Genomic DNA, 25,396 nt, shown 5'->3' with positions numbered 1-25,396 from the left:
GTCCGCAAACAGCCTTCTCGCTAACCACAGCGTCACTCGTTGGCTGGTTCGCCGCCATCAACCGCCCGCACCCCGAAATCGAAGCGGATGCGCACCCACACGCCCAATTGCGGTTTGTTATCGATGCGCGGGGGCTTGACCAAAAATTGCCACGCGGCGAGGCGTAATGCCTTGGCAAGGCCGGTACCGCGCGGGTTTTCGCCTATGATCTGGCAATTTTCCACACGGTTACGTTCGATCATGCGGCACGCGATTTCCGCCGACGCGCCGGGCGGGATACGCTTGACCGTAGCCAGATAGGGCGCAAGTTCGCTGTCATAGGGTTCGTGCAGCCAGGCCACAGGATAGAGCTGGGCCCCGCCGGGGCCAAGGCCGGGCCCCATCATGCCCATTGCACCTTGTCCGCTGCCTTTATTGTCGCCCGCGCCTGCCCCGCCGCCCGCTGGCAATTTTGATAAGTCCATTGCGTCAAAATCCGTCTTGCTGACTTTGATAAAATCGGGGTTAGGCGGCGGCGCCTGGACTGGGTTGACGGGTGGCAGTAAGGGTTTCGGGATCGGCGGCGTGGGGGTGCTTTTCTGCGCTTCGGTGACGGGTGTTTGTGTTTCGCTCTTTTCAGCCGACGATGCGGACTGCGCTTCTGCCTCCAGAGAGAAGGTGCTGAGGCTGCGGGTGCCTGCCGCAGGGCCGCCCGCGCGCATGCTCAGGCTCAATATCGCCAATATGATGATGATCTCAAGCAGCAGCGCGACAGCGAGGCCAAGCCCACGCCGCCGAAGGTCCTCACGGCTCCAATCTGTCTGTTCTGAATAGGCCATGCGTGCAGCGCGCAGCTTTAGTGCGCTGGGCGCTGCTTGCAATCCCGCATTATAGAGGCGTGAACCGGACCTTCAGCCCATCCTTGGGCTTGGGGATCGGCCAAGCCTGCCAATCGGGCGCATAGCCATCGGCAATCTCGACCTTAACCGACGTCAGCAAATGGTGCATGAACAGCTTGGTCTGCATATACGCAAAGTGCAGGCCAAGGCACATATGCGCGCCGCCGCCAAAAGGCACCCACGCATATTTATGCCGCGCCTTCACCTTGGCAGGCGTAAAGCGCATGGGGTCAAATTCATGCGGGTTTGGCCAATATTCTTCCATCATATGAACGTAAGACGGGCTGATGCTGACCGATGTGCCCTTGGGGATATGATAGCCCATAAAGTCAAAATCACGCAACGCGCGGCGCGGGATGGACGGCACGGGCGAAATCATGCGCAGCGATTCCTTAAATGCATATTCCGTCAGCTCAAACTTATCGAGGTCGGCAAAGGCGATGTCCGATCCGCCAGGCCCAATCGCGAGGCACTCTTCGCGCAATTTCTGCTGCCATTCGGGATGCTTGGTAAGATACCAGATCATCGACGTCACCGACGAAGTAATCGTGTCATGCGCCGCCATCATCAGGAAGTTCATGTGGTCGATCAACTCGCCATCAGACATATACTCGCCGTCGTCGCGCGTTGACCGGCAGAATTGGCTGAACATATCTTGCCGGTTTTCATTGCGACGACGCTCGGCGATTTGTGGCCCGAAATAATCAATGAGATATTTGCGGCCAGCAACGCCCTTGCCCATCGGCGTGAAGGGTAATGGCGCGCGAATGGGCGCGACCGATGCCTGCACCATGTCGACAAAAGCCTTGTTAATCTTGTCCGCCTCTGGCCCCAATGGTATGCCTAAGAAGCTGCTCGCCGCGACATCGAGCGTCAGTTGCTTGATCGCCGGATAGAAAAGCATGTCGCCGCGCCAGTCTTTTAACTGCTCGGCAAAAATGCGGTTCATGTCTTGGGTGTAGGCACGCATTGGCCCTGGCTTGAACGCGATACCAAGCGCGCGCCGGTCCATGCGGTGATGGTCAAAATCCATCAACATCAAACCGCGCGGGAACAATAAGTTCAGAACTGGGCCCCAGCCTTGCTCCGACGAAAACAGCTTTTCACGGTCAAACAGCAACAGCTCATTGGCCTCTGCACCGACCAGTGACACCGTCGGATTGCCAAAGGCGTTGGTGCGAAACACCTTGCCATAAGTTTTAACCATATGCGCGCCATAAGCAGGCGGATCGCGCAACACGCGAAACGTTGTACCAATAATCGGCGGCCCATTTTCACCGGGAATATGGGAAAGGTCGCCAATCTTAGTGCGCGGCACCCAATGCGGGTTTGCAGCTTCGCTATGGGCAAGGGCCATGGGCTTATTTCCTCATTTAATTGCGCGATTAAGCTTTACTGCCATGGATGTCAGTATGGCGCAAGTGGGACAAGGGTGTTGAGAAAAGGGACGAGGGGTCTTCTAGCGTAATTTGAGTGCAATGCCCCCCAATGATTATCGTAACACTGAATAAAATTGATGCGTCACAGAACGAACAAGCAACTCTAGTTAGCCCTCTGGATTAAGGCGCATGTCCCGAAACGAACACCAAGCAACTGCAAGCAGGTCCAATGGCGCAAGACATCCGCCAGTCAGGCTAAATCCTCTCAAAACCGCTTGAGCGCTCAGCCTTACAGGCAAGGTTAAACCCAGCGACGGCGAAGCACTGTTCATCAATCTGTGTATTTTTTAACATTGTTCCCAACTTGCTGATCAGGGTTTGCCGCACTTGGAACTTCATTGACGAACGCGTCATCTATTCCAATTCCCTGCAATCCACACCCGCTGCGACCGATGCGCGCACCTCCATATCTGTCATCGCAATCGCAGCAACTATCATCTTCTGTATTAATGAACGAGCTCTGTCCCCAGGCTTGTCAGAGTAGTGTTGAACGTAATGCTAACTTAGATAATTTTTTGCTTGATTTCATAATCAATTACCGCCATCGGAATAGCCCAATGGCGGTATAAAAATAGTCTAGACGACTAGTATTCACCAAGTCGTCGTGCTTAAATAGACTTTTTAAACCATACCAAACCAAACTCAGCTTATGAATGGCGGCTACTTTATGTCATTGCTTGTTATTTGCCCGCGCCGTTTTTTAGATAGCCGTGGTTGGTTCAGTGAAACTTACAACGAAGCGCGCTTTGCCTCCCACGGATTGCCGTCCTCTTTTTGTCAGGACAACCAATCATATTCCCAGCCGGCAGGAACATTGCGCGGCCTTCATTTTCAGGCTCCTCCTCACGCGCAGGCCAAACTCGTTCGCTGCCTGAGGGGGCGTATATTCGATGTAGCAGTGGATATCAGACACGATTCCCCCACTTTTGGAAAATGGGTGGGATTGGAGCTTTCGGCAGACAACGGTAAGCAGCTTTTCATTCCAACTGGCTTTGCACATGGCTTCGTAACATTGGAGGCTGATTGTGAAATATCCTATAAGGTAAGTGATTATTACGCGCCAGATTGTGATGGCGGCATTGCTTGGGACGATCCGACGATTAATGTTCATTGGCCAATTGAGAAGCTCGCACCAGTCCTATCTGATAAGGATGCATGCTTGCCGAAGTTGAAAGACATTGATGTTCATTTCCCTTATGATGGAAGGCCGCTCGATGGCCTGATTGAAATAACCCCGTGATTATCGAACGGTTGTTAACTCGATAGAAGTTGAGTGAATAAGGCGAAGGTGTTTTGTCGATGAAGATATTTGTTACTGGCGGCGCAGGTTTTATCGGTTCTGCGCTGGTTCGGCACTTGATTGGCGAGAGCGAACACGAGGTATTGAACCTAGATAAGCTAACATATGCTGGCGTTTTGGAATCGCTGAAAGATGTTGCAAGCAACCCGCGATATCGTTTTGTCCAAGGCGATATTTGCGATGGCGAACTCATCGGCCGTCTATTGACTGAGTTTCAACCCGACGTGATCGCGCACCTCGCTGCGGAGAGCCACGTTGATCGTTCCATCGACGGGCCAGGCGAATTCATCCAGACCAATGTCGTCGGGACCTTCGCCATGCTTCAGCAGGCGCTGGAGTATTGGCAGGGGCTGCCGGCTGAGCGCCAGGCAAGCTTCCGGTTTCATCATATTTCAACGGATGAGGTGTTTGGTTCACTCGGCGAAGATGGTTATTTCGTCGAGACGACGCCCTATGATCCTCGGTCACCTTACTCGGCCTCAAAAGCGGCATCGGATCATCTTGTCCGTGCTTGGGGCCACACTTATGGACTGCCAGTGCTTGTCACCAATTGTTCCAACAATTACGGCCCCTACCACTTCCCCGAAAAACTCATTCCGTTGATTATAATTCGCGCTCTGTCCGAAGAGGCGCTGCCGGTCTATGGTGACGGAAGCAATGTACGCGACTGGCTGTTTGTCGAGGATCACGCCCGTGCGCTTCGCCGGGTCTTCGAAGCGGGTGTCCCAGGCGAAACTTATAATATTGGCGGCGATTCCGAGCGGCGGAACATTGAAGTTGTCCGCGCGATCTGCGCCGCGCTTGATACTCGTGCGCCCCGCGATGATGGCAAGTCGTATGCCGAACAGATCACCTTCGTTGCCGACCGGCCAGGGCATGATCAGCGCTATGCGATTGATGCCAGCAAGATTAAGCGTGAGCTCGGCTGGCAGCCGGAAGTTGGTTTCGAGGAAGGGGTGGCCCGCACAGTCGATTGGTATCTGACCCATGAGGATTGGTGGCAACCTATCTTACAACGCCGCTATGTCACTGAGCGGCTGGGCCTTAAGGCTTGAGCACAATGGCAAGGAAAACAGTTCTCATCACAGGCGGCACTGGGCAAGTGGGCCTGGAATTAGTGCGCCAACCTTGGCCAGCCGAAGTAACCCTGCTGGCGCCGGGCCGTGCGGAACTCGATCTGGGCTCGGGGGCTAGTATCGCCGCATGGTTCGCTGAACGGACTATCGACTGCATTATCAATGCTGCAGCCTTTACGGCAGTCGACCTCGCGGAGGGATTGGCCGGAGAAGCCTTCCTTGCCAATGCCCAAGGACCCGCTTGGCTCGCCGACATAGCGCGTAATCAGAACATACCTCTATTGCATGTATCAACAGACTATGTGTTTGGTGGAGCGCTCAATCGAGCTTACCACGAAGACGATGATGTTAGCCCTCTTGGGGTCTACGGCTCCAGCAAGCTTGCTGGCGAACTTGCGGTACGTGCAGCAGCGCCTCGGCATGTAATCCTTCGCACAGCTTGGGTAATAAGCGCCCAGCGCAATAACTTCCTCAAGACCATGCTCCGCCTTGCCACCGAGCGCCCACAGTTGCGGATCGTGGCAGACCAGCAAGGCTCCCCAACGAGCGCGCGCGACATAGCTGCTACATTGCGCACGATCGCACTAGCACACCTTACTCAATCAACCGCCCCTTGCGGGACCTACCACTTCGTGAACGCCGGAAAAACGACTTGGCATGGCCTTGCAGAAGCGATTATGATTGCAAGCGCGCGAAATGGCGGACCGCATGTGCCGGTGGTGCCGATAGGAACTGCCGATTTTCCGACTGCCGCGCGCCGTCCGGCCAACTCTTGCCTTGACCCTGCAAAGCTCTATCGGGACTTCGGCATAAAGCCTCAACCTTGGCAGGAGGCGGTAAATGAGATAGTGAACGAACTTCTCTCGGCGGACGAAAGGATCAAAAAATGAAGGGCATTATTCTCGCCGGTGGCTCCGGTACGCGGTTGCATCCCATGACACTTGTCGTCTCGAAGCAGCTCATGCCAATCTACGACAAGCCGATGATCTATCATCCTCTTTCGACGCTGATGCTGGCTGGGATTAGAGAAGTGCTGGTTATCTCTACCCCGCGAGACACTCCAAATTTTCAGGCGCTACTCGGCGATGGGTCCCAGTGGGGCATGACCATAGATTATGCGGTCCAGCCGGAACCCGAAGGGTTGGCTCAGGCTTATATTATCGGTGCGGATTTCGCTGCCGGCGGGCCGTCAGCACTCATCCTCGGCGATAACATCTTCTATGGCCACGGGATCACTGACTTGTTCGAGAACGCTATTGCGCGCCAAGTCGGGGCCAGTGTCTTTGCTTATCACGTGACCGACCCCGAGCGCTACGGCGTAGTGGAGTTTGATCATTCAATGCGTGCAAAATCGATCGAGGAAAAGCCAGCCAACCCGCGCTCAAACTGGGCGGTAACCGGGCTGTATTTCTATGATAAGCAGGTGGTGGATATTGTCGCCAACTTGAAACCCAGCGCCCGGGGTGAGTTGGAAATTACTGACGTCAACCGCGAATACTTGGATCGCGGCCAATTGGCGGTCGAGATAATGGGCCGTGGATTCGCTTGGCTTGATACCGGCACGCCCGACAGCCTAATCGAAGCTGCCGAATTCGTTCGTACGCTAGAGAAGCGGCAAGGCTTCAAGATTGCTTGCCCCGAAGAAATTGCTTTGAGTCAAGGCTTTGTAGATCTCTCTCAGTTTGCAGATATTGTTACTCGCTATGGTAAGTCTGATTATGGTCGCTATCTACAAGCGATAGGCGAGCAGTTTGCGGACAAACCGCGTTGAATTCCTTTATCTCACCCTGCTAATGGGAAAACAATCATGATTCCAAATACCGTCATTAATTTTGAAGAGACAGCTGGCAGAGTGCTGGCGCGCGGCGTCGCGGTTATTGAGCTAGAGGCTCAGGCGCTAGGAGAACTTGCGCGCAGCCTCGACATCAGTTTCGCGGAAGCCTGCGAAGCAATCGTCCAAGCGAAAGGTCGGGTGGTGATTACCGGCATGGGCAAGTCGGGCCATATCGGGCGGAAGTTTGCCGCCACACTGTCAGCAACTGGTACGCCCTCGAACTTTGTTCACCCAGCTGAAGCCGCCCATGGCGACCTTGGCATGTTGGTGCCGGGTGACGTTTTGGTGGCCATTTCAAACTCTGGCAACACGCCTGAATTGAGGGCATTCCTTAACTATGCCGAATCCTTGGGCGTGTTAGTGATTGGGATCGCCTCACGTCCCCGTTCTTTGGTCCTAAACCGAGCAAGTATTGGCATTTGCTTACCTAATGTCCAGGAGGCATGCAATTCAAACATTGCTCCGACTACATCAACCACGGTTCAGTTGGCGCTTTGCGACGCCTTAGCTATGGCTGTGATGGACCTGCGCGGGTTTGGTAGAAATGATATGAGCAAGCTCCACCCGGGTGGCGCGATTGGACTTAGGCTCTCTCCGATTTCGCAGATCATGCACGGTGGTGCAAACCTACCAATTGTCACTGCAGAGACGTCCATGCGCGATACTATTTCAATTATGACAGGAAAGGGTTTCGGGATTGCCGGGGTGGTTGACGGGGATGGTCGACTAATTGGGGTGATATCCGATGGTGATCTACGTCGAAATTTCGACAACCTAAAGTCCGCTGTGGCGCGCGATGTGATGAGCGTGGCACCCAAGATGATAGCCGATAACGTGCTAGCTGAAGAGGCGTTGGGCTTTCTGAATGAGCATGGTATTACCTGCGCCTTCGTAGTCTCGGAAGATGACCCACACGGATCGCAGCAACTGGTCGGGATCATCCACGTTCATGACTTCCTTAGGCTCGGCTTTGGCTGAGCAGTAACTTAGCAGAGTGACCTGACCATGCACCGTCCCAGCTTCGCGATTATAATACCTGCACGCTATGCCTCGACCCGGTTCCCAGCCAAGCCGCTCGCTCCGCTGATGGGCGCGACGGGCATTGCCAAGCCGTTAATCCAGCGAGCCTGGGAATGCGCCAAAGGCGTGGAAGGAAGCGTCGGCGTGTGGGTGGCAACCGACGACGAACGAATAGCTGAAGTAGTTACCGGCTTTGGCGGCCAAGTGGTGATGACTTCAGAAGACTGTGAGAACGGCACGATGCGGTGTGCGGAAGCGGCGACTAAGCTGGGCGATGTGGCGCAAGTCTTTGTCAATCTTCAAGGCGATGCTCCACTTTCTCCGAATTTCATCGTGACCGATCTCGTCGATGCCTTGGTGTCTGATCCCGAGGCACTGATGGCAACACCAGCGGCGCCTTGTTCACGCGGGGTCTACGAACACCTGATCGCCGACCAAGCAGCAGGACGTGTGGGGGGAACCACCGTGGTGATCGGACGCAATGACCGAGCGATGTATTTCTCGAAGCGGGTCTTGCCTTACCTTCCAGAAAAAGCTGCTGAAGCGATCGAGCCGCCGGTCTACCTCCACCTTGGGCTTTATGCTTACCGAAGTGCAGCGCTAAAACTTTATGCGGAGGCGGCGCCGTGCGAATTGGAGGAGCTAGAAGGCCTCGAGCAGTTGCGTTTCCTCTTCATGGGGTTGCCAGTCCGAGTGGTGCGGATTGGCCGGCTGGACTGGGATGCAATCGAACTGAACAATCCTAGCGACACCCCAGTTATCGAGGCGATCCTGAAGAGCCGCGGGATTGTTTAACATCACCACATGGTTAGGGACTACTCAATGAACGCTTTGCCGGACCGACCGCGCCGCCCTCATTGGCTGGTCGGAGCTGCACTAATCCTGTCAGTTCACGGAGAAGCCCTGCTGCGCCAACCCGGCCGTTACCTGATGGGGCTCATATGGCTGGTGGTTGGTAAGCGTGTCCGTGGCCGCAATCAGCTATCTGCACTGATTGGCTCTAGTCGCCAAGCCTATGCCCTCTGGATGGCTAGGCGTGAACCGCAAAGCTGGCCGTTGTCAGAACCGGCATCGGGCAGAGCGGCCTTCATCATAGCCATCGACGCACGCCTTTCGCTCGAGCATCTACCAAAGACGCTGCATTCCATCCAGTTCGCTGGCGTCCCCGACGCTGTCATTGTCCTTGCCGACCCTGCTTCAAAACTACTTGCGGGTTCCTATCCTGCAAACTTACCAGTGCGCTGGGCAGGAGGACTGAGCGATCTCTACCACGAGATGAAGCAAGCCGAAGGAACTTGGCTTCTGATGCTGAAATCCGGGGATCGCCTAGCGCCCAACACCTTCCATATTTTAGCCCGGGCTGCGCAAGAAGGCACATCCTTATGCTATGCCGACGATGACCTCATTGACCGAAACGAGCGCCGCCATACCCCACATTTCAAACCTGACTGGAATGCTGAACTTTTCCGATATCACGATTACATCTCAGGAGCCGCAGCGGTCAGGCTTGATCCGGCGCTGCTGGGTTTCTTGCTGGCATTAGATGATCCAGACTGGATCGAAGGTTTGACGCGCGCTGCCGTAGAGCTCGCCGAACAGGATCCCACGCATGTCCCGCATGTTCTGATGCATCGCCTCAACCGGCCACAACCAGCTACCCCCGAAGTGGCTAGACCTGTGCTAGAAACGCCCCCATCGGTGACTGTGATTATACCCACCCGAAACCACCTTGAACTGCTAAGTGCCTGCCTCAAGGGGCTCGAGCAAACCCTCTATTCCCCGATGGATGTTATCATCATCGACAACGGATCGGACGACCTCGCCACGATTGAATTCCTGGATGGTCTGGATACCGCTCACGTTCGCGTCTTGCGCCAACCTGGCGCCTTCAACTATGCAGCGCTCAACAACAGCGCGGTGGCCTTAACAGAGAGCGAGTACCTATGCTTTCTAAATAACGATGTATCGATGATTGAACCTTACTGGCTCCTCTTCCTCGTTGCCCAAGCCCGGAGGGGTGATGTGGGCGCGGTAGGCGCGCGGTTGCTTTATCCCGACGGCACTATTCAGCATGCCGGAGTGGTTTTGGGAGTCGGCGGTGGCGCCGGGCATGCCCATCGGGGAGAGGATCCGACCGAGGCAGGATATTTTCAACGGGCGGGCCTTCCGCAGTTCGTCAGTGCAGTAACTGGCGCATGCCTAGTGGTAGCGCGTAACAAGTTTTTAGCCGTTGGCGGCTTCGACGCGGAATTGTTCCCCGTTGCATTCAACGATGTAGACCTGTGCCTCAAGCTAAACGCACGTGGCTGGCAATCACTTTACGAACCTAGAGCGGAACTGTTCCATTACGAATCCAAAAGCCGAGGTACTGACCACGCCGGCGACAAGAAGTTGCGCTTTGCGGGCGAACTCGCCCAACTGAAAGGACGTTGGCGAACCGATACACAGGTCGATCCCTATCACCACCTTGCTCTCAGCCGTTTTTCCGAAAAATTTGTGATCGGGCTCTAGCTATGGCGCGGATATCCCTGCCCCAAGTTACGCTTTGTGCGGCAACCTCGGTCAATGTAGCGGCAACAGTGGCTGCCATGCAGCATAGCATGACCTTATGCGATTTTGGGGCCGCTTTGTTGCTTACAGATCAGATCCTTGCACCTCCTCCAGAGGGCATCGCAGTTCAACACATTTCTAATCTGGAGAGCTCAGCTGGCTACTCACGCTTCATACTCTCCGAAATGGTACAATACATCACCACTAGCCACGTGTTGGTGGTGCAATGGGATGGCTTTGTGTTGCATCCAGAGGCTTGGGACCCGGCTTTCATGGAGTTCGACTACATCGGTGCGGTATGGCCGCAGTTCACCGACGGTGCAATTGTTGGTAACGGCGGCTTTTCGCTGCGAAGCAAACGGCTGTTGGATGCATGTTGTTCTTTAGGTCTTGCCGAACATCCTGAAGACGTTGCCATCTGCCGAACACACCGGGCGCGGCTGGAAGAGGAGTTCGGAGTGCGCTTTGCTTCTCCTTCGATCGCTGTCCATTTTTCATACGAGAGGACGGAGCGCGTCGGAACTGAATTCGGCTTTCACGGAGTGTTTAACCTACCGACTGAAGCCGGGTCTGACGGTTTTTGGAGTATCTACCAGATGCTTGATAATCGGAGCGCACTGGCACCAAATCTCAGAAAGCTAATCTGGCCGATGCTTCGACATCGCCAAGGTTTCCGACGAGCCCTGCGGATACTAATGGATCAACTTTTTTGCTGAGCTAAAAGTTTATAAGTAAACCAGTGGCCTTCATCTCTTACGGCTTCAGATAGAGGTCACGCTCGGTTAACCAAAGATCACCATAATCAACTTCTTCCCAATTTTCGAACCATGGCCCGCCGTTGGTATAATGGATCACACGCGGGACCGTCTGTGGTTTAGGATATTCACCTTCAAGGAAATTCCAGTCGAGCGGGAGCGATCCAATATGATCCTCGTTGTGGATCCATTCAAAGCGGTGCAAGAATGCGGGCGTTGCACTATTGACCACATCAGGCGTAAGTGCCTTCACATCGGGATGGCTGCAGTTGAACAGCATAAATGACGACCAGTTTTTGCGCGGGTAAGATGTTTGCTGCTTCCCATCCATCTTGATGTCGAAGGCCGGTGTATAATCATGCTGGACGCAATAGAGTGCTTTGTTCGGATCGAGATGACGGAAAACTTGGCCAATGTCAGTCGTAAACAGGAAATCACAGTCGCAGAACAACACCCAGCCATGTACGAACGCGAGATAGGGGGTAAGAAAGCGGGTAAGCGAGAATTCTGTCGACGACATCGGGTCATACGGGCGGGTATACAAACCCAATTCGCGCAAGGCAGCTTGGCGCAACGGAATGACATCGATCTCATCAGCGGCATGCCGCAAGAGTGAGTGGCGGGCAACTTGCCATGCGATGTCTTCCCGGCTGTCATAGCCCACAAAAATCTTTTGCTTCATTCCGCTTAATCCTCGTTTACAAATCAAAATACCATAGCGGCCACACTCACCTCGCGGCTTTGTCAATTTTCGAGCGCAGAAAACTAGGGATTCTGAACATTATCGGCAATCGAGGCCGCTCGGTTTCGGTGGTAAACTTATCAGCGGCTAGAGTGGTAAACTTATCAGCGGCTAGAAGGGACGCAATCCTCTCCTCGCGGCGCGCGATAACCGACCCTTGCTCCTTACGCCTAGAATTGGCCTCTTGCAATTCCGCCTTAAGCCGCTGGACGGCGCCTTCGTCTCGATCGCAATGGGCCATATGGCGATCCATCCTCGCTTGGAGCATCGACGCCCTGGCTTGGGCATCGTCTGCCAGCTGGCGGTATTGCCGCACCTTGAGACCCAACAGATCAATCTGCCTCAAATGATCGAGCCTCTCGCGATCATACCGCGCAACTAGATCCGCAAATTCGGATCCTCTTATAACGGGCGCTTTCGGTTTGCTTGTCATCATTAAGTGTCCCGAGCATGTCATTTAGACTTAAGTCGCGATGCGACGCTGATTGGATGTGTCCCCTTCTAGGTCGAGTTTTTCTCTGGCTCAAGCGAAAGTACAAAAATTTTTGGTGATTTATGGCTTTAACAGACGATTTATTTCTTGAGCTTTTAAACTTAGGACCTAATAAAAAGTGCTGTTCATCAATTAACCTACAATCGTAGAGTCGTCCGTTGCTGGGTCTGGGTTCGGCCGTTGAAAGTCTTGAAAATATCAATGTGGTGCACCCTTCCGTTTCGAATTGCGCAGCTGGACGCCGGGTTTTGGGAACTCGCTGTGATAGGGTCCTCGCATTATGACGCGTAAGGCATCCAGCTTGCAGTTGCATTTTCCGGGTGCTACCCTAAAAGCTCCCGCTTTTCGAACCCGCAAAGCTGAACGGCCCCGCTTGGGCTGGCTATTGTTGAAGGTGGATGTCAATTCAGCTAGTGCGCGTTTCCGCTGTTTTCATTTTGCGCGCGTCTTGGAGGAACAATTCGAGAGCGTGTATTTTACTAGGTATCAGGATCTGAAAGAACAGATTGATAGTCTCGATGCGATCATCGTGGTCAAGCGCCTCGACCGGACCGTGTTTGATATTGCCGCCCTAGCAGAGTACAAAAGAAAACCAGTATTCCTTGATCTTTGCGACGATCTTGTTCATCCGCATTATGCAAGTGGTGCTGACCCTGGGCAATCAATCACCGCTCTGCGGGCAATCGCGCCGGTTCTGGCCGGAATAATTGTACCAAGCGCGGCAATGGCCGAACGGATCGAAGGCTATCTTGCGGGGTCTCAGGTTACCTGCAGATGCCACGTCATCCCAGATATTGCCGAGAACAGCGAACTGTTTGAGGCGACTACAAAGTTCGTTACGGGGTTCGCGCCCCGCACTATCTCCACAATGCCCATAAACTCGGTTTGGCAGGGACCAGCGATCGTGGCATCGGATTTGAAGCGGATCGTCTGGTTCGGGAATTACGGCAGCACCCATAGCAATTTTGGGATTTTCAGCCTGAAAAGTTGGCTGAAGTCGTTGCGCGAATTTCATCAGATGGTCCCACTGGAGCTGGTAGTGGTCAGCAACAGCCGTAGTGTTTACAACGCACTTGTGGATAAATGCGGCTTCCCAACGCGTTATGTTCCGTGGTCCGGATCAGCAGTCTACAGTGAGTTGCAAAGCGCCGACGCAGCCCTGCTTACGACCGGAACCGATGACTTCAGCGCAGTTAAGTCCGCAAACCGCATAGTTCAGGCTCTTGCCTGCGGCGTGCCGGTAATCGCCAATAACTCCACCGCCTTGGCCGAGTTCGAGGACGTGATTCTAACGGGCAATATGCAGCGTTGCCTTGACATCTGCCTCAGGCCAGAGAACCAGGATCTTATTGCCATAAAGATGAACGATGCAAAGCGCATTCTGGCACGTTACACGCCCGAAACGCTCTCGCGTATCTGGTCAAACTTACTGACACGAGCCATTGGCAAAAACCTGATATGGAATGCAAATGCCGGTCGTTCCGCCGTGATACTAGTGCTAGTCGCCAACGACAAGCTGGACGACGCACTCCTCGCAATCAAAGCCATGAACGGCACGCCTGGGCTGGATTATGAAATGCTTGTCTCGATGGATCTGTTAGAAGCCAACCCCCGTTTTGCGAGTGCGCTTCATGCGGCGCGGTGTCTGCCCAGGTTCTTCTCGGGCAAATTGCCCAGCTTTGACGGTGAGCTTGAGCAATGCAGCTGCGTGGTCATTGGCAACTGTGGGACCAAATTTGGTAAGGCAATGGTTGATTTAGCAAGTAAGTTTGATGTTGAGGTAGTCGAATTTCGCGAGGCCCTAAATCGCGACTTTAGCATTTATTCAACCCAGGAAGCGGTCGACGAAGGTACGACACGCGCACCGCCCGGCCCGCATCCCCCGCGCATGAATCTGGACGGCTCGGTTGACTGGGCCTTTGTCATCCACAGCAATGCGCGCGGCTGGATACTGGACGCGATCTGTCAGGAGATCGGTTCGCGGCAGCCAGCCAGCTGGCAGGTAATCGGACACCGGACACGGCCGCCACCAGCAAAGAATTTGTTCTTCAGCCATTTCACGCTGCTCGATAGCTTTGACATACGCTTCCCTGAGGAGATTGCTGCGAGCAAGATCTTCCTTTGGTATACCCACCCACGGGAGGAGACGCCGGCAAGCATCGCTCGCAGTTTGGACCTGTTCGGCCGGGCAACTCGCGTCATCTTCACCAGCGAGACCAACCGGGCGGTCTGGATAGAGCGTGGCTTGCCGCCGGAACGGGCTACAGTCGTCCTTGGCGCTGCAGACCCGCAATTATTTCTTGGACATAACCGGGACAATGGCTGCGTTGGTATGTCCTCTTCTTTCTACGAGCGCAAGAATCCAGATCTGATGCTGGAGGTAATTAAGGCGCTCCCTCATCGGCAGTTCACCTTGCTGGGACGCAACTGGAAGCGCTATGCCCGTTTCGAGGAACTTCAAGCGCTACCTAATTTTACCTATCTATCCGCACCCTATCGCGATTATCCTCGGATCTATGGGACTTTCGATGTGTTCCTATCGATCTCGAGCCTTGAAGGCGGCCCGATTCCGCTAATCGAGGCAATGATGTGTAATGCTGTCCCGGTTGCTAGCAATACTGGCTTCGCGCATGATCTGATAACCCCAGGCCAAAATGGCTTTATCTTCGACCACGATGCCAGTGTTGAAATGGTCGCAGACCTAATCGAAAAGGCGTTTGCGCTACCAACAGATGTGCGCTCGACCGTCGAACCATATGATTGGGATCGGTTCAGCGCCAAGATTGTCGAGCTGGCCCAATGACAGGATTTATGGACCTTGTCCGGCATGCCGCGCTTCGCCGACTAATATTGGCCAAGAACCCCCAACGGTGGCAACAGCATCGCGCAATTTGGGAAGCCTGGATTAACCGCCGCCAGTCAGAGCTGCCGGATCCCTCCCTGCCGCGGGTCTACGTGGCGGTGCCCGTTCAATGTGTTGAAGACGTTTTGCTTTATGTCGGGCTTCTTCAGCTGCTTCAAGCTCGCGACCTGTTGCCAGTTGTTGTAATTGTTTTGCCGAACCGCATCGGTGCAAGGTTGGCCTGGGCCGATGCGATGCGCGTCGGCTGGGGCGGGTTCTTAACAATTACAACCGAAGCAGAATGGCGGGCAACAGTGAAGCACATGCCGACATCTACTCGACTGGTCGAGTTCCAGTACCCCGCCGGATTTGAAACCAACGGATTAAACCTACCTGCCATTACTGCGCTGGACGGCTTGTCCGACTTAAGTAGGCCCGTCGGCGGGACTTGGAGTGGTTTGGCCGGCGAACGGGACCGAGCGAGCTATGACCGGGCTTTGCCACACCTGAGTTGTCATTTCAGGGCCCTGACAGAAATCGCTTTGTCAAGCGACCAGCCCGTTTCAGAACCAATCCCAGAACGGCCTCAGGAGGGCATAACCGAAGCCTTATTCCGGCAACATAGCTTGGTAGTTGCCAGTGTATCAGAACACGACCTAATCGCAGTTACGACAAAGAACGATGATGGTCGATCAACGATAATAGCGCTACAATCGGCAATGTTTCGCGATACCACCGGACTTGCAATCCAACTGCCGCCCCGATTTACGACTTCCACGGAACGGCACCTAGATATCCATTTACTCGGACGCGAAAGTGGCGTCCGTCAATGCTCTGTAGCCGCACTAACACCGGCCACTGCAATCCAACCTTGGGCGCTGAGTGCTTATCTAAATCGCGGTGGAGCTGGGAATCCTGTGGTTTCCGCATTTGCACGAGGGACGGGTTGTAGACTAGCTTATGCGGAAGACGAGCTCGCGCAGACCGGCGAGATGCACTCCTTCCCGGTCGTCTGGGGCGTTTTGCGAGGCAGCAACGAGATCATTGCCCGGGCAAAAGCCCAAGGGCTACATTTTTATTACATCGACCACGCCTATTTCGATCGCGGGCATGGCAATTCCTACCGCATCACCCGGAATGGGTACGAGGCAGGACTAGTGCGAAAATGTTCGGGCGACCGTCTCAAAAAACTCGACGTCACAATCGAGCCTTGGCGCAAATCAGGCCGCTCAATCATTGTCTGCCCGCCAACTGATTTTTTTGCTGCGGCGCATGGCTGTGAAAATTGGCTGGGAGAAACGCTCGCTCAACTGAGGCTCGAAACGGATCGGCCGATCGTCATCCGGACCAAGCCTCGAGCTGGAGAGCAATTCGTTACGCTCCCGGAGGCCTTACAAGATGCTCACGCGCTGGTTACGCACTCTTCCAATGTTGCAATTGAAGCTGCCTGCCTGGGCACACCAGTATTTGTGTCCGCAACCAGTGCTGCCGCTCCAATCGGCTGGACCGACCTTGGCATGATAGAAGCGCCTCGTTACCCGAAACGAGACGGCTGGCTCGCTCACCTTGCTTGGTCGCAGTTCACGTTAGAAGAGTTTGCCAACGGCGAGGCATGGCGAAACATGCAAAAGCACGAGGGTAAAGACTATGTCTGATGCCGTCATTGCATTGCTCGTCTGTCCACATGATCCCAGCAATCCGGAAACGGCGTTTGACTGGTTTCCCAGCGAAGTCGAGGCGGGGGTTCGGCCCTTTCTTGCAACAACCAAAAAAACTACAGCGCCAAAAGGGATACAGGTTCTTAACCTCGCTGCCGGCTATCCTGCCGCACTTGCTCGGATTGAGTCGCTGGCGGCGATGATCGGAGCAAACGAAGAGGCCATGGCTTCGACGAGCGACAGCTACGCGCTGTTCAGTCTGTGGCAGCTCATTGTCACATATTCCGAAATCACCCAAGTAGCATTGGTACGCTGCGAGATGGCAGCCGATCTCGGCGAACTTTCGCAAGCTTTTGGCAGCTTAGATGCTCCCTTCCACTCATTGGTGCATGCCCCTGGGATCATCTTATTTGACCGCGGACAAACAGGTGCTGATCTGGCTCTGTTGCTTGCTATCGACGCGGCTCTGTCTGGCGCGATTTACTCGCATAACTGGAGCACCCTCCCAACGCTTCTTGAAGAGTCGCAGCAGGCTGCCCGGTCTTTGGTGGTGGAGGGAATGGATGCTGCCGCTGCAAGTATCAACACCTATGCCTGTCTCGACGAACAGTCGGCCGAAGTATCCTGATTGGAGAATGGAAAAGGTGTTAAAGCGTTCACTCAACACGGTTGCAAGCTGGTTCCGATTCACCCGCAAGGGACAGATTGCTGAACTCCATAGGCTTAAGCAGCTTGTTAGCCAGACTGCACTGTTTGATGAGCAATGGTATCTACATCGCTATCCCGACGTGGCAAAGGCAGGTCAGGACCCGATTTACCATTTTATTCTCCATGGCGGTGCGGAAGGGCGTAACCCCGGCCCCCACTTCGATGCCAGATGGTATCTCCGACGGAATGTAGATGTCGCACGTTCAGGTGCCAATCCCCTGGTGCACTACCTGGAGCATGGGCGAAATGAAGGGCGGTCGATCAAGCCGTTACAACCTGGCCGCAATGACGACGTCGACCTCGGTCAAGGTGACATGGGTAAACCATCGCCTCCTACCGAAGTCGCGGACCCTTATGCCAACGATTATGATGCAAGCTGGCAGGCCCAGGCGCTTGGTTGGCAGCAACTCGGTGCGCAGGTTACAAGCTCGGAACCGCTCACAAACATCGAACCAGTCCTGCTCGCCAAGCTTGCTAAAGGCTCAGACCAGTCCCGGATCAAGATGTTTTTGGCAACGGTGCCTGGGGCAAGGCAGACAACTATCGCCAAATGGCAAACTCCTGATCCAGTTCTACTAGGATTGGAATTGCTGGTCGATGGTTGGTTCGTCCACGCTCGGCAATTACTGCTTCGTATCGACGGAGAAGTCTCGGGCGCGCACCGGATTGTCGCCTTCCAGTCCGATTCTTCCGGCGGGACATGTCGGGTAGCTGATCAGGTTGCAGCAAGTTCAGCGAACCTGGTTCGGCTTAGCTTGGAAAACCCATTCAGCCCTGTTCTGTTGGCTTGGCTGGCTTCGGATGGAAAAGTGGTTCGAACGGCCTTGGCCATGTTCCCTTCATTATACCGGGGCGGGCTTCACCATGCGGAGATGCACGCGGTCAGCCTTCAGGGCCAGAAGTCTGATGCGATGGCTTGCTATAATGCCGAATTGGCCGCAGCTCTATTCGGTACCCAGCCCCTGCTATTGGGCCGGATCAAGGTCGATTTACGGGGCGCTAGTGGATCTGAACATATTTTCGATCCGGCCGTAGTAATTGCGCTGGGCATGCATTTCGGAACGCAATTATTGGCCGACGGAGAAGTGACCGGTTCGGCAATGGTTGCTGATCGACTTGGGGTTACATCGCTCGATCCTGCCCTGTCCGCTCGCCGCAGGGGCGGTGCCGCATTAGTAATCCCTGCCGATTGCCTACCCTCGCTCGCCTCCCTGTGCGGTGCTTTCGACAACAACCAAGTTGGTGCTGCGACCTTCTGCATTGTGCCTGGTAGGAACATTGCTGAAGCAGTCCTCGCCTGCCTTCCATTTACAACTGACGCCATGCACGAACTTACGCATCCTGCCTTGCCTTTGCCACAGCCCCGCTGGGAGCCAGGCAGTCGCAGCCAGAGCCCAGCTCAGCAGGTCGGCCTTCCTAGCGCCATCCGGACGTTTGATGAGATTGTCTGGCAAGTGGATGCGTTGATGCCTCTGTCCCCCGACCTCGAATTGCCGGTCCAAACAAAACAAATTCGCCCACCAAAGTTACAAGTTATCGTTACCCATAGCGGCACGCAGGGTCAACTCGATCTCTGCCTGTTGGCCATCAGCACGCAATTGGGAGTTGCTATTGACGGGGTCACAGTCATCTCGACCCAGTCAGACATCACTTGGCCTGTTGAGGTTGAATTCCCTATCGCGTTTCGAACTCCTGCAGGAGATACGGAAACAGAAGCAATTAGCCCAGCGCAGGATGACGTCCTTGTCAAACTTGATACAGCAGTTTTTCCGCATGACCCTCGGACATTTGCGGCGCTCGCTAACCTGTGCAGGACCAATGAAATTGGAGCGGCGAGTTGTGCCATCGGTATATCGTGTTCTGAAGAAGGTGTGAAAGAGGTGATGCAGGCGCCGTGGGTGCTTGATTGTACTTTCGACCCGCCTGGCCCCGCTGACGAGGCCATTGCAAGGTTCTTTCCAGCAGCGACATTTGCCGTGGCGGCGGTCGACCCCCGCATTATGGCGTTGCGTGCTGACCTATGGCGAGAGTTTAAGACCGCAGACCAGGTGAACCAGCCCGCGGATGTTGCAACGAAGCTCGCCAGCCTTTGTCGTGACCGGGGGCTCCAAACTGTTTTTACGACTATTGTAAGGGCCGCCGCCGTAAGTTTAGATCCATTTACGGAAGTCTCTCCTGCAAGCCTAGACGCATTTAAGGCAGGTCGTGCGCGCGACAGCGCGACCTACTTGATCAGGTTGTTGCCGTGAAAATTCAGATTCTGGTCCGGTCAGCCGATTGGCTCAACAGCGCTGGCACGCGCATCCGTTACCTTCGCCTGAAGCGCGAACTCAACGCCCTTGGCTGGAAACTCGCCATTGATCCGATCTCGAGCATCAATGAGGGCTTGCGCCTGAACGCTGACATCTATCTGTTCAGCAAGTGTCAGGACGTCGGCGCACTCATGCTGACTGACATGCTGCGCGAGGCAGGTGCATTGGTTGGGTTCGATCTATTTGACGACTATTTTAGTGGCCAAGAAAGTGCCACGTTCGTGCACCGCGTGTTCCAGCGCGCACTGATTGGTCGTGTCGATTTTCTGCTATGCTCCACTGAACGGATGTCAGCCATTGCGCGCGACTCCGATCCCCAAGTCCCTATCCATGTGATGAACGATCCGCACGATCCTGTCGCAAGGACAATCGTTGATAGCTCGATTGGGGCAAGGCTCCTGCAGGCTCAGGAGAGCCGCACCTTAGAGGCGGTCTGGTTCGGGCACGGCAATAACCCCGTCTTTCCTGTGGGGCTGCACGATGTTGTTGCATTTGGGGCTGAATTCCAAGTGCTCCGTCAAGCTGGCTGGCAAGTTCGACTGAAAGTCCTGACCAACTCTGATGCAATTGATCAGGCTGTCCTCGGCGCACTGCAGACCTTGCCCGCACAGGTGCAGGTCGAGGAGTGGTCCGAGGCTGGCGAAGCTATTTCCCTTGACCGGGCCCTACTTGCTTTTCTGCCGGTTAATTTCCAAAACTTCAGCATTGCGAAGTCGCTCAACCGCGCGGTCTCTGCCCTCGCACGCGGTGCACAAGTCTTTAGTCCTGGTTTCCCGCTTTACGAGGCCCTCGGATCATTCATCTATCGATCAGGCCCAGACTTGGTCGATGATCTGGCGCGCGGCGCTCTGAAGCTGAATGGCGGATCGCTCGACGCGCTTGCCGCGCGCTTCGCCAAGATTGCTGATCCGGCGCAGGAAGCGATCAAACTAATCCACTTCTTCGATGGCCTGACCCAACGGCCAGCGTGCAGCGTGGAGGACCGCGCCATGCGCGGTATCATCCATGGCTCGTCCTCGCCATCATCGATACACCGGCTCTGCAAATCCCTTGGCTGGCTGTCCCTAGGTTCCCCATACTCCCTTTACCACCAGCCGTTCCATGCCGAGATTGCCCAATTCGAGCCGGCTGGCAGCGTGGAGTTGCGGGTGAGCCGCGAGGGCTATGCCCGGCTGGCCGACCAATGGCGCGAGAGTGCCCAACCACTCGCGCGCAGTGTCGACGGGTACAGCCATATTGTGCCGCTGCCCGACAGTTCGGCCGGTCGCGAACTTGCAACTGCAACGCCGGAAATGTGGAAAAGCAGAGCTGCGCGGATCCTGACATTCTCCTCGTTGATGCGCGCAACTCAAGAGGTTTATCGCGAAGTATTTCCGCAAACTTACCTGCTTGTTTCAGAGCATGAAATGCCGCTGACTGTTGCTGAACCGGAGAGGGAGAACGGCCAATGAGCCATCAGAAACCCACAATCGTTTTCTTATTCGACTTGATCCAAGATATCAATATCCTTCGCCCGATCGCCCGTGTGCTGGCGAACGAAACACCCTACCGACTTATGTTTCTGCGATCGCACAAGCTTCGTCGGCGGGACCAGACGGGTGTATGGCAGGCTGAACTGATCGAACTTGCTCGCCTTTGCCGTGCAAAACTTGCCGGGTTTGATGCACCTAGCAGGGTTTACGGGCTACTTCAGAACGAGCATGGGTTAGTGTTTAGCGCCAGTGAGACAGACCTTCCCGCTCACGAGACCAATCACGAGGCGTTCATGGCCATGCCGAACAGCTTTGTCCGGATAACCGTGCAGCACGGACATGAATGTGTCGGCTTCCGCCAGAACGTGGAGCAAACCCTGGCCCATGGCGCTCGGGTGCGGTTCGCGGCAGATGTAATTTGTGGCTGGGGTCCATTAGCAAGCATGACCCACATGGCGGACTCGGAACGTCCCAAGTTCTTCGAGTTGGGGCCGCCACTCGCCCTCAATCGCCTGTTCAATCGTCGGCGCGAAGCCGGTGGGGGAGAAATCGGCCTTGTTTGCGAAAATTTGCACTCCGTACGCATGCGGACAACTGGTAACTTCCAGGCGACTTACATCGATTTAATTCGGCAATTTGCCACCAGCCAGGCCGCCAAGGGCCGACGCGTCGCGCTGCGTCCCCATCCGGGCGGCCAATTCGTCCTTAAGAACAACATCGCCCTGCCCGATAACCTCGAGTTAGCCAATTCGGCCATGTACAAGACCGACCTAGCAAGGTTCGCCTTCGGCATCTCCGCACCGTCCTCGGTGCTCATCGATATGGTTATGGCGGACATTCCAACTGCTGTCTGGCAGGACGCTGACGGGCAGATCGACGTCACAGGTTATGCCGGGCTCGCTGCGGTATCCTCCGTTGACGACTGGATCGCGTTTGCTGACGCCGCTGTCCGTGATCCAGTGCCGTTCCGTAAACGCCAGCAAGAATTTCTGGACCGCAATCACCTAGCAGTCGACCCGACCATTGTCCGTGAACGCTTGCTCACTTTAGTACACGGCCTACTCAGCCAGCCCGACAATCAAGCTCTCGAGCGACCGCGCCGCATTCTACTCATCTCTAACGCCGTTATTCCCACCGTGGAGATCAGCTTCATCAAGCCGCTACAACTGCTTGCCGATGCGGACCGGCTGGATCTGACGGTCATTACAGAGGCCGAACTCAAAGCCATGATCGGTAAAGCCACGGTAGCCGAAGAACTTAACAAGATCGTCCAAAATCTAATTGATTCAATTTCTCCGGATCTAGCAGTCTTCTGCCGCTATAGTGGCCCTCTGGCTGGAGAACTAATTGCCGGCTTGCAAGCCTCGCATGTCCCGGTCATTTTCCATATCGATGACGATCTACTTCATGTTCCGCCCGAGATTGGACCTAAGTACGCCGAGCACAACCGACCGGAGCGGACGAGTGCAGTTCGGGAATTGTTGGAGCAAGCCGATCTTGTTTATACTTCAACCGGTCGGCTTCAGCAGCGGCTCGCTGATCTTGGTTTTGATCAACGGGTCAGTGCCGGCGCGATTTATTGCAGCGGGCAGGTCGTGGTTCCCGCAGAGCTCTCGGATGTTAGCGTTATTGGTTTCATGGGTAACGACAAGGCGCCAGAGCTTGAAGACCTCATACCTGCGCTGTCCGAAATTTTGCGACACAACCCACAAGTCCGCTTCGAACTGTTCGGGTCAATGGCTATGCCGCCGGAACTCCAGCAATTCGGAGACCGGGTTCATGCTATTCCCCGCGTCAGCAACTATGGTGCATTTGTCGAGGCATTTCAACAGCTGCGCTGGCATATCGGCCTCGCTCCGCTTCGCCAGACACCCTTCAACGTTGTTAAGGCGGACACAAAGTGGGTCGACTACACTTCCATCGGCACTGCTGTGGTCGCCAGTGCCGGCACCGCGTATGACCGCTGCTGCGCTGATAATTGCGGCACCGTAGTTGAGAGCAACGAAGATTGGGTCTCTGCCTTACAATCGTTGATTAACGATCCCCAACGAAGGTTCCAAATGGTAAAGTCTGCCCAGCAAAAGCTGACACGCGACTATTCTCAGGACTTACTCACTCGGCAAGTGCTACAAAAATTCGAACTTGCAACACAACTTGCAGCGCAGCGGCGCAATTGAAGGGGTTAGGTCCAGACAGGAATTAGGTCCTCCACATTTAAACTGACCCCCGGAACATAGCGTTCAAAGACATTCGCAAAAAAGCTGTCATAGATTGCGTCGCGGTAAAAGATGTAGTTCAGACCTCCTACGCCCCGCGCTTGATAACCCTTGATCTGCTCGACCGTAAACTTGACCTTACGGTTGATACGAAGCTGTGCCCAGGAAAAGCGCCAGCCCAGCGCAACAAGATCATCGATCAGGGCCAAGTTCTTCGGGTTATCAAAATTGATCTCAATCAGCATAGTTTTGAGCTTTGGGTTTCTGAGCAAATCCGTCATCCCTGAAACGACGCGGTGTTCGAGGCCATCGACATCGATCTTGATATGGTCCGGAAACGGCAGCCCGTCGGCGACCAAGCTGTCGAGCCGACGACCGATACAACCCTGTGGCTTGCGATCATTGCGGGTTACTATCCAGTCCGGCGAAAATTTCTTGTCCTCGGTCCAGCTGTTTTCCTCGAAGTCGTGATAGGAAATACCGAGGCCGAAGTCACTCAGCAGCAGACGATCGATCTTGTCGACATCAGAAAGGGCCAAGCAATATCCCATCACTTGGCCATGCAGCCCATTTAGGTAGATGTTCTTGTTGAGTTCAGCGTAGTTTAACGCTTCAGGTTCAAAAGAGTAGACTTGGGCCTGGCGCATAATCGCAGCATAGATTGTGTACATGCCAACATTCGCACCGACATCGTAGAGCACTTGTTCGCGCCCAAAGCTATCGATCCAGGCTAGGGTGATTGGTTCCTTTTCGAACAGGCTGCGAACCCGTTTGAAACTGGACTTACCAGTCGTGGCAAAGCGCATGGACTGATCATGATGCTCGACCACGGCATAAGTCTGGTCAAGCCATTTCGTCTGGACCCGCAGTTCGTTTCCCGGAGCAGCGGCCTGGGCCTCTGGCGACGGCGACGGCAGCTTTTCAGCCGCAGGCCGATTTCGAAATAGGTTGAGCCATTTGGTCATCCAGCTAACTTTCTTTTGCGAAGTTCTTCATTGGCCTTGTCGAGTTGATCTTCTGGAATGGGCTGAGTTGCCACCCAGTCCGCGAACCGGATCAGGCCCTCCTCAAGCGGAATGCAGGGAGTGACCCCGAAGTTTGCCTGCAATCGACCAAGATCGGCAAAGTTATGGCGGATGTCTCCCACGCGATAAGCTCCGCTGACATGTGGTGGCTGCGTCGCCTCCATGATTTGTGCGAGCAAGGTCGCGACCCGCATGATCGAGGTCGCCTGACCCGACCCAACATTCGCCGTTACCCCCTCGGTTGCCGGGTTCATGACGCTGGCCAATACCGCATCGGTCACGTCGTCTACATGGACGAAATCGCGCGTTTCTGCGCCATCCTCGAAGATCGGCAAGGACAGCCCCAATCTAATCCGCGTCGAGAAGATCGAGAGGATCCCAGTGTAAGGATTGGCCAGCGATTGCCCTTCGCCATAGACATTCTGGAACCGCAGTATCGAATGGGCCAGCCCCTGAGCCGAAGCCGCGACGCGAGCAAGTTCCTCTTGCGCCAATTTGGTTGCTGCATAGATCGAGGATGGTTGTAGCTTGTCATCCTCGCGGGTCGGGATCGGTTCCAGAGCACCGCCGCAGTCATTGCAAAGTGGTTCCCAATCACGCCTTTCCAGTTGTGCCTGCTTGCGCGGCAACGGAAAGCAGCGCCCCGCACAAGCGTCACAATAATAGGCGCCCTCGCCATAAACGGATCGACTAGAAGCTAGAATAAAGTTGGATACTGGTATGCAATCATTGTTTCGAAGCAGATCAAAGATCAACGCAGTCGCCTGGACATTTGTTCGGTAATAGCGATCAATCTCGTACATCGACTGACCCGTTCCAGTCTCGGCCGCAAGATGCACGATTGTTTCCACTTGGTCGACCGCCCGTTCGACAACGACACGGCTTGTGACATCGCCTAGGATGAACTCGGCTCCCGGCGGCGGAACATAATGAGACGTTGCATGGGCACCGTGAACCTGCGGCGACAGGTTGTCGAGGATTCGGACCCGCAAGCCAGCAGAGAGCAGCTTTCGAACCAGATGGGTACCGATGAACCCTGCACCTCCAGTGACTAGTACTAGTTGCGACATTCTAGG

General features: G+C 54.8%; 21 protein-coding genes. 14 read left to right on the top strand and 7 right to left on the bottom strand.

The annotated features are described in order from the left end of the window. Positions 1 to 32: 32 nt before the first annotated feature. Positions 33 to 818, bottom strand: a complete 786-nt coding sequence (locus Q0O07_RS07320) for a hypothetical protein (protein ID WP_295492090.1) — start codon at positions 816 to 818, stop codon at positions 33 to 35. Positions 819 to 867: 49 nt separating this feature from the next. Continuing rightward, positions 868 to 2,235: a cytochrome P450 gene (locus Q0O07_RS07315; protein WP_295492088.1), complete on the bottom strand. Its 1,368-nt coding sequence runs from the start codon at positions 2,233 to 2,235 to the stop codon at positions 868 to 870. Between the two features lie 749 nt (positions 2,236 to 2,984). On the opposite strand from Q0O07_RS07315, the gene rfbC reads away from it, so the two are divergent. From rfbC to Q0O07_RS07275, 8 genes are read left to right on the top strand one after another with little or no spacing between them, the layout of a single operon-like run. Continuing rightward, a complete protein-coding gene (gene rfbC / locus Q0O07_RS07310; protein WP_295492086.1) occupies positions 2,985 to 3,557 on the top strand; it encodes a dTDP-4-dehydrorhamnose 3,5-epimerase in 573 nt (190 codons plus the stop codon). Positions 3,558 to 3,616: 59 nt separating this feature from the next. After that, positions 3,617 to 4,672 carry a dTDP-glucose 4,6-dehydratase gene (gene rfbB, locus Q0O07_RS07305; RefSeq protein WP_295492084.1) on the top strand — a complete coding sequence of 352 codons (1,056 nt, stop codon included), beginning with the start codon at positions 3,617 to 3,619 and terminating at the stop codon, positions 4,670 to 4,672. Between the two features lie 5 nt (positions 4,673 to 4,677). Continuing rightward, positions 4,678 to 5,583, top strand: a complete 906-nt coding sequence (gene rfbD / locus Q0O07_RS07300) for a dTDP-4-dehydrorhamnose reductase (RefSeq protein ID WP_295492082.1) — start codon at positions 4,678 to 4,680, stop codon at positions 5,581 to 5,583. Further along, complete coding sequence (gene rfbA / locus Q0O07_RS07295) at positions 5,580 to 6,464, top strand: glucose-1-phosphate thymidylyltransferase RfbA (protein WP_295492080.1); 885 nt, start codon at positions 5,580 to 5,582, stop codon at positions 6,462 to 6,464. The genes rfbD and rfbA overlap by 4 nt, the downstream gene beginning before the upstream one ends. Positions 6,465 to 6,500: 36 nt before the next feature. Next, on the top strand, positions 6,501 to 7,505 hold the full coding sequence (locus Q0O07_RS07290; RefSeq protein ID WP_295492077.1) for an SIS domain-containing protein: 1,005 nt from the start codon (positions 6,501 to 6,503) through the stop codon (positions 7,503 to 7,505). A gap of 27 nt (positions 7,506 to 7,532) precedes the next feature. Continuing rightward, a complete protein-coding gene (gene kdsB / locus Q0O07_RS07285) occupies positions 7,533 to 8,342 on the top strand; it encodes a 3-deoxy-manno-octulosonate cytidylyltransferase (RefSeq protein ID WP_295492075.1) in 810 nt (269 codons plus the stop codon). Between the two features lie 27 nt (positions 8,343 to 8,369). After that, positions 8,370 to 10,058, top strand: coding sequence for a glycosyltransferase family 2 protein (locus Q0O07_RS07280; protein WP_295492073.1), 1,689 nt, complete (start codon positions 8,370 to 8,372; stop codon positions 10,056 to 10,058). Positions 10,059 to 10,060: 2 nt separating this feature from the next. Beyond that, complete coding sequence (locus tag Q0O07_RS07275) at positions 10,061 to 10,813, top strand: DUF5672 family protein (protein WP_295492071.1); 753 nt, start codon at positions 10,061 to 10,063, stop codon at positions 10,811 to 10,813. A gap of 37 nt (positions 10,814 to 10,850) precedes the next feature. On the opposite strand, the gene Q0O07_RS07270 is transcribed toward Q0O07_RS07275, so the two are convergent. The 3 genes from Q0O07_RS07270 to Q0O07_RS11235 all read right to left on the bottom strand — a co-directional run bounded on the left by Q0O07_RS07270 (position 10,851) and on the right by Q0O07_RS11235 (position 13,523). Continuing rightward, positions 10,851 to 11,534, bottom strand: a complete 684-nt coding sequence (locus Q0O07_RS07270) for a hypothetical protein (protein ID WP_295492069.1) — start codon at positions 11,532 to 11,534, stop codon at positions 10,851 to 10,853. 1,214 nt (positions 11,535 to 12,748) lie between these two features. After that, complete coding sequence (locus tag Q0O07_RS11240) at positions 12,749 to 13,102, bottom strand: hypothetical protein (protein WP_367271058.1); 354 nt, start codon at positions 13,100 to 13,102, stop codon at positions 12,749 to 12,751. 331 nt (positions 13,103 to 13,433) lie between these two features. Further along, positions 13,434 to 13,523 carry a hypothetical protein gene (locus tag Q0O07_RS11235; protein WP_367271057.1) on the bottom strand — a complete coding sequence of 30 codons (90 nt, stop codon included), beginning with the start codon at positions 13,521 to 13,523 and terminating at the stop codon, positions 13,434 to 13,436. A 110-nt stretch (positions 13,524 to 13,633) separates the two neighbouring features. Between Q0O07_RS11235 and Q0O07_RS11230 the strand changes: the two genes are divergently transcribed. Genes Q0O07_RS11230 through Q0O07_RS07240 form a run of 6 tightly spaced genes read left to right on the top strand, consistent with a single transcriptional unit; the run spans position 13,634 to position 23,256 of the window. Beyond that, complete coding sequence (locus Q0O07_RS11230) at positions 13,634 to 14,890, top strand: glycosyltransferase family 4 protein (RefSeq protein ID WP_367271061.1); 1,257 nt, start codon at positions 13,634 to 13,636, stop codon at positions 14,888 to 14,890. Beyond that, a complete protein-coding gene (locus Q0O07_RS07260; protein ID WP_295492065.1) occupies positions 14,887 to 16,584 on the top strand; it encodes a hypothetical protein in 1,698 nt (565 codons plus the stop codon). Before Q0O07_RS11230 ends, Q0O07_RS07260 begins: the two co-directional genes overlap by 4 nt. After that, entirely contained in the window at positions 16,577 to 17,215 is a 639-nt protein-coding gene (locus Q0O07_RS07255) for a hypothetical protein (protein WP_295492063.1), read from the top strand. Before Q0O07_RS07260 ends, Q0O07_RS07255 begins: the two co-directional genes overlap by 8 nt. A 7-nt stretch (positions 17,216 to 17,222) precedes the next feature. After that, positions 17,223 to 19,544: a hypothetical protein gene (locus Q0O07_RS07250; protein ID WP_295492061.1), complete on the top strand. Its 2,322-nt coding sequence runs from the start codon at positions 17,223 to 17,225 to the stop codon at positions 19,542 to 19,544. After that, positions 19,541 to 21,058 (top strand): hypothetical protein, encoded by a 1,518-nt coding sequence (locus Q0O07_RS07245; RefSeq protein ID WP_295492059.1) that lies wholly within the window; start codon positions 19,541 to 19,543, stop codon positions 21,056 to 21,058. The genes Q0O07_RS07250 and Q0O07_RS07245 overlap by 4 nt, the downstream gene beginning before the upstream one ends. Next, positions 21,055 to 23,256, top strand: coding sequence for a glycosyltransferase (locus Q0O07_RS07240; protein ID WP_295492057.1), 2,202 nt, complete (start codon positions 21,055 to 21,057; stop codon positions 23,254 to 23,256). The genes Q0O07_RS07245 and Q0O07_RS07240 overlap by 4 nt, the downstream gene beginning before the upstream one ends. Before the next feature lie 5 nt (positions 23,257 to 23,261). Here the strand turns inward: Q0O07_RS07240 and Q0O07_RS07235 are convergent, their stop codons facing one another. After that, the gene (locus Q0O07_RS07235) at positions 23,262 to 24,260 is read right to left on the bottom strand and encodes an FkbM family methyltransferase (protein WP_295492054.1); all 999 of its coding nucleotides are present in this window, start codon (positions 24,258 to 24,260) and stop codon (positions 23,262 to 23,264) included. After that, the gene (locus tag Q0O07_RS07230; RefSeq protein WP_295492052.1) at positions 24,257 to 25,390 is read right to left on the bottom strand and encodes an NAD(P)-dependent oxidoreductase; all 1,134 of its coding nucleotides are present in this window, start codon (positions 25,388 to 25,390) and stop codon (positions 24,257 to 24,259) included. Before Q0O07_RS07230 ends, Q0O07_RS07235 begins: the two co-directional genes overlap by 4 nt. Positions 25,391 to 25,396 lie beyond the last annotated feature (6 nt).

The sequence above is a fragment of the Sphingorhabdus sp. EL138 genome, assembly GCF_945890115.1.
Taxonomy (GTDB): Bacteria; Pseudomonadota; Alphaproteobacteria; order Sphingomonadales; family Sphingomonadaceae; genus Sphingorhabdus_B.
This window is presented reverse-complemented; position numbering and strand designations above follow the sequence as displayed.